This window comes from Streptomyces sp. TS71-3, assembly GCF_018327685.1.
Taxonomy (GTDB): domain Bacteria; phylum Actinomycetota; class Actinomycetes; order Streptomycetales; family Streptomycetaceae; genus Streptomyces.
This window is the reverse complement of sequence record NZ_BNEL01000003.1, coordinates 2,204,968-2,216,552: the sequence shown is the minus strand read 5'-3', so window position 1 is coordinate 2,216,552 and position 11,585 is coordinate 2,204,968. Positions and strand designations below refer to the sequence as shown.

The 11,585-nt window shown below is 71.6% G+C and carries 11 protein-coding genes; 6 read left to right on the top strand and 5 right to left on the bottom strand.

What is annotated here, in order from left to right; genetic code table 11:
* Positions 1-7: 7 nt before the first annotated feature.
* Positions 8-859 carry a phytanoyl-CoA dioxygenase family protein gene (locus tag Sm713_RS33550; RefSeq protein WP_212913718.1) on the bottom strand — a complete coding sequence of 284 codons (852 nt, stop codon included), beginning with the start codon at positions 857-859 and terminating at the stop codon, positions 8-10.
* Positions 860-949: 90 nt separating this feature from the next.
* On the opposite strand from Sm713_RS33550, the gene Sm713_RS33545 reads away from it, so the two are divergent.
* Together Sm713_RS33545 and Sm713_RS33540 are read left to right on the top strand one after the other, a co-directional pair.
* Positions 950-1,912: an AraC family transcriptional regulator gene (locus tag Sm713_RS33545; RefSeq protein WP_212913717.1), complete on the top strand. Its 963-nt coding sequence runs from the start codon at positions 950-952 to the stop codon at positions 1,910-1,912.
* Positions 1,902-3,251 (top strand): Gfo/Idh/MocA family protein, encoded by a 1,350-nt coding sequence (locus tag Sm713_RS33540; protein WP_212913716.1) that lies wholly within the window; start codon positions 1,902-1,904, stop codon positions 3,249-3,251. Before Sm713_RS33545 ends, Sm713_RS33540 begins: the two co-directional genes overlap by 11 nt.
* A gap of 361 nt (positions 3,252-3,612) precedes the next feature.
* Here the strand turns inward: Sm713_RS33540 and Sm713_RS33535 are convergent, their stop codons facing one another.
* Entirely contained in the window at positions 3,613-4,485 is an 873-nt protein-coding gene (locus Sm713_RS33535; protein WP_212913715.1) for an AraC family transcriptional regulator, read from the bottom strand.
* A gap of 113 nt (positions 4,486-4,598) precedes the next feature.
* Between Sm713_RS33535 and Sm713_RS33530 the strand changes: the two genes are divergently transcribed.
* The gene (locus Sm713_RS33530; protein WP_212913714.1) at positions 4,599-5,420 is read left to right on the top strand and encodes a phytanoyl-CoA dioxygenase family protein; all 822 of its coding nucleotides are present in this window, start codon (positions 4,599-4,601) and stop codon (positions 5,418-5,420) included.
* A 168-nt stretch (positions 5,421-5,588) separates the two neighbouring features.
* Positions 5,589-6,755, top strand: a complete 1,167-nt coding sequence (locus Sm713_RS33525) for a HoxN/HupN/NixA family nickel/cobalt transporter (RefSeq protein ID WP_249416868.1) — start codon at positions 5,589-5,591, stop codon at positions 6,753-6,755.
* Between the two features lie 62 nt (positions 6,756-6,817).
* On the opposite strand, the gene Sm713_RS33520 is transcribed toward Sm713_RS33525, so the two are convergent.
* Together Sm713_RS33520 and Sm713_RS33515 are read right to left on the bottom strand one after the other, a co-directional pair.
* Positions 6,818-8,395, bottom strand: a complete 1,578-nt coding sequence (locus tag Sm713_RS33520) for an NCS1 family nucleobase:cation symporter-1 (RefSeq protein WP_212913712.1) — start codon at positions 8,393-8,395, stop codon at positions 6,818-6,820.
* A gap of 314 nt (positions 8,396-8,709) precedes the next feature.
* A complete protein-coding gene (locus tag Sm713_RS33515; RefSeq protein ID WP_212913711.1) occupies positions 8,710-9,708 on the bottom strand; it encodes a TIGR03842 family LLM class F420-dependent oxidoreductase in 999 nt (332 codons plus the stop codon).
* Positions 9,709-10,080: 372 nt separating this feature from the next.
* Between Sm713_RS33515 and Sm713_RS33510 the strand changes: the two genes are divergently transcribed.
* Both Sm713_RS33510 and Sm713_RS33505 read left to right on the top strand, forming a co-directional pair.
* Entirely contained in the window at positions 10,081-10,236 is a 156-nt protein-coding gene (locus Sm713_RS33510) for a hypothetical protein (protein ID WP_212913710.1), read from the top strand.
* Positions 10,233-10,571, top strand: coding sequence for a nuclear transport factor 2 family protein (locus tag Sm713_RS33505; protein ID WP_212913709.1), 339 nt, complete (start codon positions 10,233-10,235; stop codon positions 10,569-10,571). The genes Sm713_RS33510 and Sm713_RS33505 overlap by 4 nt, the downstream gene beginning before the upstream one ends.
* Positions 10,572-10,688: 117 nt before the next feature.
* Here the strand turns inward: Sm713_RS33505 and Sm713_RS33500 are convergent, their stop codons facing one another.
* Positions 10,689-11,417: a heparin lyase I family protein gene (locus Sm713_RS33500; protein ID WP_212913708.1), complete on the bottom strand. Its 729-nt coding sequence runs from the start codon at positions 11,415-11,417 to the stop codon at positions 10,689-10,691.
* Positions 11,418-11,585: the final 168 nt, after the last annotated feature.

Genomic DNA, 11,585 nt, shown 5'->3' with positions numbered 1-11,585 from the left:
CCACGGCTCAGCGGTCCACGGGCGGCCAGAGCCGGGGGCAGATCAGCGGGTCGGCGTAGTCGGGGGCGCCGTCCTCCGCCGCCCGGACCAGGTCGTCGTTGCCGTGCCGCACCGGACGGCCGTCGGGTCCGGTCCGCGCCCGCCAGCGGTTGTCGCCGGGCTGGAGGTGGACGGCGATCGAACGGCGGGGTGCCGTGCCCCGGTTGGGACCGGAGCCGTGCACGGTGCGGCAGTGGTGGAAGCTGACCTGGCCGCGCCGCATGCGGGCCGGGCGGATGTCGAGGCGGTGGCCCTGCGCCGCCAGGTGGGCCTGGAGCGCGTCGAGGTCCTGGGAGTAGAAGTCGAGGCCCGACACCTCCCAGCGGTGGCTGCCGGCCATGAAGCGGACCGCGCCGCCGTCCTCGTCGACGTCGTGGAAGCCGATCCAGGCCGTCAGCATCGCGTCGCTGGTGCACGACCGCCAGTACTGGCGGTCCGTGTGCCAGCCGACGTTGGCCGGGGCGCCCGGCGAATCCGCGGGCTTGTAGAGCAGCTGGTCGTGCCAGAGCCGGATGGTCGCGGCCCCGGACAGCAGGGCGGCGGTCCGGGCGATCACGGGGGCGGTGACGAGCCGCGCCAGCTCGTCCACCCGCAGGGAGGCGTAGTCGTGCTTGCGCAGGCCCTCGGGCGGCGGCGGGTCCGGGACCCCGGCCGTGTCGTGGTCCACGTCCCCGGCGTAGAAGCGGGCCATGCCTCGTTCCGCGGCGTCCAGCACCTCGTCGGAGAGGATCACCGGGGAGATCCAGTAGCCGTCTTCCCGGTACCGGGCGATGTCCTCGCCGCCGGGAAGCAGGTGGGCGTGCTCGGGATGGGGTTCCATGACCGCGACGGTAGGCGGGGCGCGCCCCGGTGGCGTGCCCGCACACCAGGTGTTCGTGGACGAAGCTCAGGTCGGGGGTGAGCTGCGCGGATGACCGAGGCGACCCGGGCGCTGTCCGGCGGCGCCGTGACCCGGCCGGCCGGTCTGCGGGCCGGGTTCCACGCCGAGGTGGGCGACGCGGCACGGAGCGGGCTGTGGCACGCGGGCGAGCAGTGGGCGCCCGTGCGCTTCCTGATCCCCCGGCACACCCACCCGGTGTGGGAGTTCTACCTGCAACTGCACGGGATGAGCCGGTGGTACGCCGGAGGGCGGAGCCACCGGGTCGGGCCGGGCGGCCTACTGGCGGTGGCGCCCGGGGTGGTCCACCACATGGCGGAGCGGACGGCCACGGGCACCCACTTCTCGTTCGCGGGCATCGCCGTGGAACGCGTCCTTCAGCGCCATCCCGAGCTGAAGGCGCACTGGCACCGGGCGCCGGAGGTGGTCCGCCGGATCGGCTCGCTGCCGCTGGCCGGGGCCTTCGACCAGCTCATCCAGGAACTCACCGTCGCCCGGGAGTTCTCCGGTGCCGGCCTGGTACTGGCCGTCGACCGGCTGGTCCTGGAAGCCGCCCGGCTGCTGGTGCCCGGCGGCGCGGCGCCGAGACTGGCCACCCACCCGTCCGTGGCCCGCGTCCGGGCCCTGCTGGACCGGGAGTACGCGCACAACTGGACGCTGCGGGACCTCGGCGCGCTGGTGGATCTCGCACCGGCCTACCTGGCCTCGCTGTTCACCTCCCAGGTCGGCCTGCCCCCGCACCGCTACCTGCTCCGGCGCCGCATCGAGCGTGCCAAGCACCTGCTGGCGACAGGCGACCTGCCGATCACCGGCATCGGCATCGAGGTCGGCTTCGGCTCCGGGCAGCACTTCGCCCGGGTGTTCCGGCGGGCGACGGGGCAGGCACCGAGCGGGTACCGGCGCGCCGCGCGGCAGGCGGCCGGTGCCGAGCACCGAACGGAAACACCCTTTTGCCCGACTGCCGTGCCTATCGAGGGAGCCATTCATGACCGCTGACCGTCACCCGTCCCGCGTGGCCATCGTGGGAACGGGCCACCGCGCGCAGACCTTCACGGAGGGGTTCGCGCGGCGCCCCCACCTGACCGTGGCCGCGCTGTGCGACCGCAACCCCGTGCGCATCGCCCACCACCGGCGCATGCTGACCGAGGCGGGAGAGCCGGAGCCCAGCGCCTGGGTCGCCGAGTCCGCCGAGGATTTCTCGCGGATGCTCGCCGCGGAGGGCATCGAACAGGTCCTGGTCACCACCATGGACTCCACCCACGACCAGTACATCGTCGCCGCTCTTGAGGCCGGCTGCCGGGTCGTGACCGAGAAGCCGATGACGGTCGACGCCAAGCGCTGCCGCCGTATCCTTCAGACGGTGGAACGCACCGGCGGCGACCTGTCGGTGGCGTTCAACTACCGCTTCAACCCGGTGCACGAGCTGGTGTGGCGCCAGCTCTCGGAGGGCGTGATCGGCGACATCCGCTCGGTGCACTTCGAATGGGACCTGGACGTGCGGCACGGCGCCGACTACTTCCGGCGCTGGCACCGCGAGAAGGCCAACAGCGGCGGTCTGATGGTGCACAAGTCGGGCCACCACTTCGACCTCGTCAACTGGTGGCTCGGCGCCCGGCCCGAGCAGGTCTTCGGCTACGGGAAGCTGGACTTCTACGGTCGCGAGGCCGGCACCCGCAGCGGCTACCGGCGCGAGTACGAGCGCGCCCACGGGGCGCCCGAGGCGGCCGACGACCCGTTCGCGCTGCACCTCGCCGACAACCCCGGCCTGCGGTCGCTGTACCTGGACGCGGAGGCCGAGGACGGCTACCTGCGGGACCGCAACGTCTTCGGCGACGGCATCACCATCGAGGACGACATGGCCCTGGTGGTCCGCTACGCCACGGGCGCGACCATGAGCTACCACCTGCACGCCTACTCCCCCGGCGAGGGCTACCGGGTGGTGTTCAACGGCACCGGCGGCAGGCTCGAACTGGACGTGGTCGAGAGCAGGTGGCAGCCGCCCGCGACCCGGGTGGACTCGGCGAAGGGCTCGGTGCACGGAGACACCGCCTCCGCGTACGCCGGGGGCGCGACCATCACCGTCCGCCCGCTGTGGCAGCCGCCCTACGAGGTGCCGATTCCGGAGTTCGACCACGCGGGGCACGGCGGTGGCGACGCACGCATGCTGGACACCCTGTTCGGCCCCGTGGACCCGGCCGCGCCGGTGCCCGGGATCGACCACGCGACGGCCGTGGACGGCGCACTGGCGCTGGCCACGGGCCTCGCCGCCAACGAGGCGTTCGCCCACGGGCGGCCGGTGGACATCTCCGAGGTGGTGGAGATCCCGGCGGGCTGAGCCGGGCCCTGCCGCCCGGCCGCCCCATCGCACCGGTTGGCCGCATGACTCGTCGTGGCAATCGGGGCGGAGCCCCACCCTGAAAGCTTCGGTTCTAGTGGTCGTTGCAACACCCCAGTTCAAGGGGCGCGGGGAACTGCGCGAGCAACCACCACCTGCCGGTGGTCCGGAGACGACAGGGACTGCCCCTTTGGGCCGGTGGCAACGTGCCGTCCCCCCTGCCTGAAGGGCGTGGGAGGTACCCCCAGTCGTGGCTGGTCGCGCAGTTCCCCGCGCCCCTGGCCAGGCCGGGGCACAGCCCCGGACACAGGGCGGCCGGGCAGCCGGGCGGCAGACGGCTGGGCCGTGGGACGGACGGGGCTCACGGACGCCGCAGCCGGGCCCGGTACTCGCGCGGTGCCATGCCCGTCACCTCGCGGAAGCGCCGGTTGAAGTTGGCGAGGTTGGCGTAGCCGCAGTCGGCGGCGATGTCCGCGACGCGCCGGTCGGTGGCCGCCAGCAGGTGGCAGGCCGCGCGCACCCGGAGCGCGTTCAGGTAGGCGGTGAGGGTGGTGCCGGTGGTGCGGCGGAAGAACCGGCTGGCGGAGCTGGGCGCCATACCGGCGGCCTCGGCCACCTCCTCCAGGCCGATGGGGCGGGTGTAGCCGGTGTGCAGCAGCCGCATCATCGCGTCGATGCGCTGCCCGGCGGCCCGGCCCGGTGCCGGGCTGTACCCGGCGCCGGCGAGGAACCGGTGGTCGTCGCGCCCGGCCAGGGCGACCAGGATCCGCAGGAGCCCCAGCGTGCGCTCGGCCGGCGGGAGGCCGATGAGCGCGGCGGTGGACGGGGCCTCCGGCAATGGTTCCCCTCCCGGGGAGGGGCCGGTCCCACGAGGGAAGCGGACGCCGCGCGAGGCCCGCTCCAGCAGCGTGCTCACCGCGGCGAACTCCGGCCGGGCGAAGAGCTCGCCGCCGAGGAAGTCCCGCCGGAACTGCACCACGACCGCCTCGTTCGCCGCCTGCCCCGGCGACGACGCGTACGTGTGGGGCACGTCGGGGCCGATCAGCGTCAGATCGCCGGGACCGTAGTCCTGGACGCTGTCGCCGACCACGCGGGTGCCCGTGCCTCCGGTGATCAGGGTCAGCTCGTACTCGGGGTGGAAGTGCCAGTGGAAGGAGAACCGCGGCTCGCTGCGCACCCACAGCTTCCAGGACATCGCGGGCGTGGGGACGATGTGCTCGAAGGAGGCTCGCATCCTACGGTGATGCCCCGCTCCGGGGCCCCGGCACCGCGTTCGGGGCAAGGGAGTACCGGTATCGCGCCATCACAGGCGTGGCCCGTCGCCCGCCCGGCGCCCACGCTGTGTCCATGACCACCACGGAACGGGACCTCCAGCGGCCCCACGCCCTCAGCGGCGCATCCCGGCGGCACTTCGACGAGCACGGCTTCGTCACGCTGCCCGGCCTCCTCGCGCCCGCCACCGTCGAGGCGTACGAACCCGAGATCACCGCGAAGGTGATCGAGCTGAACACCCAGCACCTCCCGCTCGCCGAACGCGACACCTACGGCAAGGCGTTCCTCCAGGTCACCAATCTGTGGCGGCACAGCGAGCGGGTGAGGGAGTTCGTCTTCTCGCCGCGCCTGGCCGGGACCGCCGCCGACCTGCTGGGCGTGGACGCCGTGCGGCTCTACCACGACCAGGCCCTGTACAAGGAGCCCGGCGGCGGTATCACCCCCTGGCACGCGGACCAGTACTACTGGCCGCTGTCGACCGACCGCGCCGTCACCGCGTGGGTGCCCCTCCAGGACACCCCGGCCGAGATGGGACCGCTGGCGTTCGCGGCCGGCAGCCACCGCTTCGCGTTCGGCCGGGACCTGCCGATCGGCGACGACTCGGAGCGGGCGGTCCAGCGGGCGCTGGCCGACGCGGACCTGCCGCTGGTGGAGACACCGTACGGCCTGGGCGACGTGAGCTTCCACCTGGGCTGGACCTTCCACCGGGCCTCGGCCAACCGGGCGGCGTCCCCGCGCCGCGTGATGACCGTCATCTACGTGGACGCCCGGATCACCGTCGCCGAGCCCGCCAACGACCCCCAGCGGAACGACCTGCGGACCTGGATGCCCGGAACCGCGGTGGGCGAGATCCCCACCTCGCCGCTCAACCCGGTTCTCCACCCCGGCCGGAGCTGAACGGGTCGTTACCGGGCGGAAACCCGCCCGGACCGGCCGCTGATATCCCCCCACCGCCGCCGGAGCGCCCTCTTGCCAGGCATCCCCAGTTGCGACCTCCTTGCAGTAATGGTCTGGCCAATGTTAGCCTCGTCGCGTTTTGGCTGGTCATCGCTGATAGGAGGCGTGTTGAGCGGCGATATAGGTGCCGAGCCGAAGCTGGGCGAGCGTCTGGGGCTGTTCCGGCGCTCGCTGAGCCGGCAGGACTGGCGGGCGCTGGGCGGGATGGCCGGGTTCATCGTGCTGCTGCACGTGGTGGGCTTCGGCATCCTCTTCGGGCTCGTGGTGCCCCACCACTACCACCTGGGCGGTGACCACCCCGTCTTCAACGTCGGCGTGGGCATCCTGGCCTACACGTTCGGACTGCGGCACGCCTTCGACGCCGACCACATCGCCGCCGTCGACAACACCACCCGCAAGCTGCTGGCCGACAACGCGGCCGCGGAGGAGGCGGGTGAACCGCGCGGACGCCGGCCGCTGTCGGTCGGCTTCTGGTTCTCCCTGGGCCACTCCACGATCGTCTTCGCGCTGGCCTTCCTGCTCTCGGTCGGCGTCAAGGCACTCGTCGGCGAGGTCGAGAACGACGACTCCAGCCTGCACTCGGTCACCGGGGTCATCGGCGCGTCGGTCTCCGGCGTCTTCCTGTGGATCCTCGGCATCCTCAACCTCGCCGTACTCCTCGGCATCATCAAGATCTTCCGGCAGATGCGCAGCGGCCGGTACGACGAGCGGGAGCTGGAGGAGCAGCTCAACAAGCGCGGCCTCATGAACCGCTTCCTCAACGGCCTCACCCGATCCGTGCGCAAGGCGTGGCACATCTACCCGATCGGCGTGCTGTTCGGCCTCGGCTTCGACACCGCCACCGAGGTGGGACTGCTGGTGCTCGCGGGAGGCGCCGCGGCCTTCAGCCTCCCGTTCTACTCGATCCTGGTCCTGCCGATCCTCTTCGCGGGCGGCATGTGCCTGATGGACACCATCGACGGGGTGTTCATGAACGCGGCGTACGGGTGGGCCTTCGCGAAGCCCGTCCGCAAGGTCTTCTACAACATCACCATCACGTCGATCTCCGTCGCCGTCGCGCTGATCATCGGCACCATCGAGCTCATCGGCGTCCTCACCGACCAGGCGAACATCACCTCGGGGCCGCTGGCGGCCATCGCCGACATCAACCTCGACTACGCCGGCTACGGCATCGTCGGCCTGTTCTTCGCCTCCTGGCTGATCGCGCTGCTGGTGTGGCACTTCGGCCGCATCGAGGAGAAGTGGTCGGCGGACCTCACCTCCGAGAGCCGCTGAGCGGACCACGTCAAGCGCACCGCGGTCGACCACGGCCGCGGTGCGCTTGACGTCCCGTCCGGCTATCCGCGCCGTTCCCGCCTGGCCGCCGGCCACATGAGCAGCGCGTACACCACGAACGCCGAGGACAGGCCGATGGCCCAGCCGTAGTCGGCGAGCGGCTTCAGGGCCGGGATCAGGCCGTCCTCGGGGAAGGGGCCCTTGCCCGGGGCGGAGTGCGAGCCGCCCACCGCCAGCACCCCGCCGACCAGGAACGCGAGCACGGCCCGCAGGTTCCAGCCGCCGGCGTACCAGTACCGCCCCTGGCGCTTGTAGAGGTCCACGAGCTCCAGCGAGGTGCGGCGGACGAACCAGTAGTCCGCGATCAGGACCCCGGCGACCGTGCCGAGCAGCCCCCCGACCACGCCCAGCCACACGTAGATGTAGAACTCGGGCGTCTCGATCAGCTTCCACGGAAGGATCAGCACGCCCACCACGCCCGTGACCACCGCGCCGGTGCGGAACGTGATGAGCTTGGGTGCCAGGTTGGCCAGGTCGTAGGCGGGAGAGACGACGTTGGCGGCGAGGTTGGTGGAGATCGTCGCGACCAGCACGGTGACCAGCGCGAACAGCAGCCCCAGCACGCTGTCGGCCTTGCCCGCCACGTCCACCGGCTCCCAGATCGGCTCGCCGTACACCGCCTGCGTGCCCGAGGTGACCAGCACCGACAGCAGCGCGAAGGCCGTCATGGTGGTCGGCAGGCCCAGCGTCTGGCCCCACACCTGCGCGCGCTGGCCCTTGCCGAAGCGGGTGAAGTCCGGGATGTTCAGCGACAGGGTCGACCAGAAGCCGATCATGCCCATGAGGGCCGGGAAGAACACCGGCCAGAAGCGGGGCCCCCAGCCGAGCTTGGACGGCTCGTCGAGGAGCGGGCCGAAGCCGCCCGCCTTGTCCGCCATCCACACGAGCAGGACCACGGCGCCGATCAGCACGAAGGGCCCGGCCCAGTTCTCGAAGCGGCGCAGCGTCTCCATGCCGCGCATGATGATGGCGAGTTGCAGCACCCAGAAGATGACGAAGCACAGCCAGAGCGTCCAGGGCCGGCCGCCGATCTCCGCCGCGCTCTGCCACGCCCCGCCGTAGGCCTTGCCCAGCAGCACGTAGATGCCCTGGCCGCCGATCCAGGTCTGGATGCCGAACCAGCCGCACGCCACCGCCGCGCGGACCAGCGCCGGGAGGTTGGCCCCGCGCAGCCCGAAGGAGGCGCGTGCCAGCACCGGGAAGGGGATGCCGTACTTCGGCCCCGCGTGCCCGGTGGCCAGCATCGGCAGCAGCACGATCACGTTGGCGAGCGCGATGGTGAACACCGCCTGCTTCCAGTCCATGCCGAGCGCGACCAGGCCGGAGGCGAGCGTCCAGGACGGGATGTTGTGCGCCATGCCGATCCACAGCGCGGTGAAGTTGTAGGTGCCCCAGTGGCGTTCGGCGAGCGGGATGGGGCGCAGGTCCTCGTTGGCGAACCGGCTCTCGGCCGGGAAGGCGCCGTGCAGGAGTTCCACGCGGCCGTCGCCGGTGACGAACTGCGCGCCCTCTATGGCGGGCGCGGGCCCCAGAGGACCCCGGCTGCCCGACGACGGGCCAGGGGGGACGGTATGGGTCATATGGCGTGCCCCTTCGCTGATGGGGTGCTTGGCAGGCGGTTGGGGGGTGCCTCCCCGGAGCTGTGTGGGCGCCGAGGGCGGGTGCACGGGGGTGAGGTGGCGGATGCGTGGGGTTGCGGGGGAGCGCGCGGGGGAGCGCGGGATCGAGCGGAGTTCGGGCAGAGCCCGCGCAGGGGAGATACCCCGGCTGACCGGCGCGAATGCGCTGGTGATGGGTGGGAGATGCGGGACGGTTGAGGGGGAAACGCAAACGGCCCCCGTGCCGGTGCCGGCTGGGGGGCCGCGCGCGGCCGTCCGCGCCGGCCCCGGTCCGGTCAGCCGAGCGCCGGGATGACCTCGGCCCCGTACGCGTCGACGACCTGCTCGCGGGCGTCGTGCATCGCGTACACCGCGAACTGGTCGACGCCGAGGTCCCTGAGCGTCCGCAGCTTCTCCAGGTGGGCCTCGACGGGGCCGAGCAGGCAGAAGCGGTCCACGATCTCGTCGGGCACGAACGCGGTGTCGGGGTTGTCGCTGCGGCCGTGGTGGGCGTAGTCGTAGCCTTCGCGGCCCTTGATGTACGCGGTGAGCGCCTCCGGTACGACGGCGGAGTGCTCGCCGTAGCGGGCCACCAGGTCGGCCACGTGGTTGCCGACCATGCCGCCGAACCACCGGCACTGCTCCCGGGCGTGCGCGAGGTCGTCGCCCACGTAGGCGGGGGCCGCGACGCAGACGGTGAGCGAGGCCGGGTCCCGGCCGGCGGCGGCCGCCGCGTCCCGCACGGACTTGATCGTCCACTCGGCGAGGTAGGGGTCGGCGAGCTGCAGGATGAACCCGTCGGCCTCTTGCCCGGCCAGCGCGAGCGCCTTGGGGCCGTACGCGGCCATCCACACCGGGAGCCTGCCGCCGCTGACCCACGGAAGCCGGATGCGCTGCCCGTCGATCTCGGCCTCGCGGCCCTCGGCGAGGTCGCGGATCACCCCGATGGCCTCACCCAGCCTGGCCAGGGTGTTGGGGCGGCGGCCGGCCACCCGCATCGCGGAGTCGCCGCGCCCGATGCCGCAGACGGTGCGGTTGCCGTACATCTCGTTGAGGGTGGCGAAGGTGGAGGCCGTCACCTCCCAGGTGCGGGTGCCCGGGTTGGTGACCATGGGGCCGACGACGAGCCGCTCGGTGTGGTCCAGGATGCGGCTGTGGATGACGAAGGGCTCCTGCCAGAGCACGGCGGAGTCGAAGGTCCAGCCGTAGCGGAAGCCCGCCTGCTCGGCGCGGCGCATCAGGTCGACGACGGCGGAGCCGGGCGGGTCGGTCTGCAGCACGAGTCCGAAGTCCATGGGCACAGCCTCCTAGTGCGAGGGCTGATGGCCCCGGTGCCGTGAGGTGGCGGCACCGGTCCGGCCGGAGGAGCGGGAGGGGACAATCCTGGACTTCGCTCCGGGGCTTGGCAAGAGGGACTCGCCAGGCGCCGGGTATGGCGACGGGGGTCCTGAGCTCAACGCCGTCCTGGCCTTGTGTCTCGCGGCGGGTGGGAGGCGGGACCCACGTGCTCCTGCTGCCGCCCCGCCGTCCGAGCACGGGGAGAGGCCGCCCGTCGCTGCGGCCACAGTGCGACGACGACCCTCATGCGAGAGGCCAGAGGGCGTGATAGACAGGAAGACAGGAAATAGAGGCGCATTCCGTATGAGCCAGAAGGATCGGCCACCGGCATGACGAACAGCACTCAGGATTACATCGACGCGGTGAACGTGGTCCACGAGGATTTCCAGCGCTGCGACGCCAAGGATTTTTCCGGAGCCCGGTCGCTGTGGGCCGATGAACTGGCAGTCGACCTCGGGGCGTCAACCCGGACGCCGAGGGCGTGATCTCGGCCGACGCCCTGAAGGCTGCCTGGGAGGGCCTGCTCGGCCCCATGGAGCTCACCCAGCACATGCTCACCAGCCACGTTGTCAGCGTCGACGGCGACGAGGCCACCGTGAACTACCACCTGGAAGCGCTGCATCATCATTCCGCTCTCGGCGAGAGCGAGGACGTCAACACATGGATCTTTTACGGCCGAGGGTCACACGGGTTGAGGCGCAGCTCCGGAAGCTGGAAAGTCGCCTCCGTACGACTCGCCGTCGTCCACAGCGTCGGGAACAAGAACATGCCCGCCGCCATCATGGCCGCGGAAGGGTCGTCCGCGTCGTCAGGGAACTGAGGCGACCGGCGCGACACGGTCGCGCCTGGCGGGACATGGCCGTGTCGTGACGGCCGCGCCGGCCGCCGGCGCGGGACGGGGTGCTCGCGGCGGGGCGCGAGCGGCTCGGCGTCCGCGTCAGTCGACGTCCGCGTAGGCCGTTCCGATCCGCTGGTCGTCGACGTGGTCGCTGACCTCGGTGCCGGAGGCCCCGTACACGCCCCACTTGACGTCGTTGTAGCTGTCCCAGGTGCGGCACGCGTAGCGCTTCTGCCCGTCCTCGAACGTCTGCTGCCTGCCGTTCACGTACAGCTCGACCCAGCCGCCCTTGAGCTCGCTGGAGGTGTGGATTCCGAGCACCACGTGGTTCCACTGGTTGGCGCTGATCGCCTGCGACCAGGGCAGCGTCTCGACGCCATCGGGCTGGCGCTGCAACATCGTCAGCCGGCCGCCGATCATCTTCAGGACGACCGGATAGTTCTGGATGTGGTCCTCGTAGGACTTCCACTGGAAGACGGCGTTGTTGTCCGTGGTGCTGGAGAGCTTGAACTGCCAGCCGATGTAGTAGGTGGCGTTGTTCGTGAAGCGGTACATCTCGCCGTCGACCCTGACTCCGCGGCTCTCGCACCTGTTCGAGCCCTTGGGCTTCAGGTAGCGCCACACCTTTCCCCGCGTGGAGTCGGTGACGGCCGAGATGGTGTTCGTCTCGCAGTTGCCGGTGCCGATGTTGCCGAACACCTGGGCCGGCGACCCACCGCTCGCGGCGTCCGCGCTCCAGATCGTCGAGGCGCTGGCCTGTCCGGCGGCGAGCACCAGGCAGAGCACGGCGATGGCCGACGATCCCGCGAGCCCCTGTCTGCGTAACACTGGAGGTCTCCTCTCCGGTGACCGGCCGCTCGCACCAGGGGCGCGAGCGGGCCGACCCGATGGGTGGGGTGGAGCACGGACCCGAGCGCCCGGGCGTGGAGATCGCGCTGCTTCTTCCAGAAGGTGATGTTCTCGACGTGCGCCTCGGCTCGTGCACCGTTGGTGTCG

Coding starts and splice junctions, on each gene's coding strand:
- Sm713_RS33550 (WP_212913718.1), bottom strand. CDS start 859: ATGGAACCCCATCCCGAGCACGCCCACCTGCTTCCCGGCGGCGAGGAC.
- Sm713_RS33545 (WP_212913717.1), top strand. CDS start 950: ATGACCGAGGCGACCCGGGCGCTGTCCGGCGGCGCCGTGACCCGGCCG.
- Sm713_RS33540 (WP_212913716.1), top strand. CDS start 1,902: ATGACCGCTGACCGTCACCCGTCCCGCGTGGCCATCGTGGGAACGGGC.
- Sm713_RS33535 (WP_212913715.1), bottom strand. CDS start 4,485: ATGCGAGCCTCCTTCGAGCACATCGTCCCCACGCCCGCGATGTCCTGG.
- Sm713_RS33530 (WP_212913714.1), top strand. CDS start 4,599: ATGACCACCACGGAACGGGACCTCCAGCGGCCCCACGCCCTCAGCGGC.
- Sm713_RS33520 (WP_212913712.1), bottom strand. CDS start 8,395: ATGACCCATACCGTCCCCCCTGGCCCGTCGTCGGGCAGCCGGGGTCCT.
- Sm713_RS33515 (WP_212913711.1), bottom strand. CDS start 9,708: ATGGACTTCGGACTCGTGCTGCAGACCGACCCGCCCGGCTCCGCCGTC.
- Sm713_RS33510 (WP_212913710.1), top strand. CDS start 10,081: ATGACGAACAGCACTCAGGATTACATCGACGCGGTGAACGTGGTCCAC.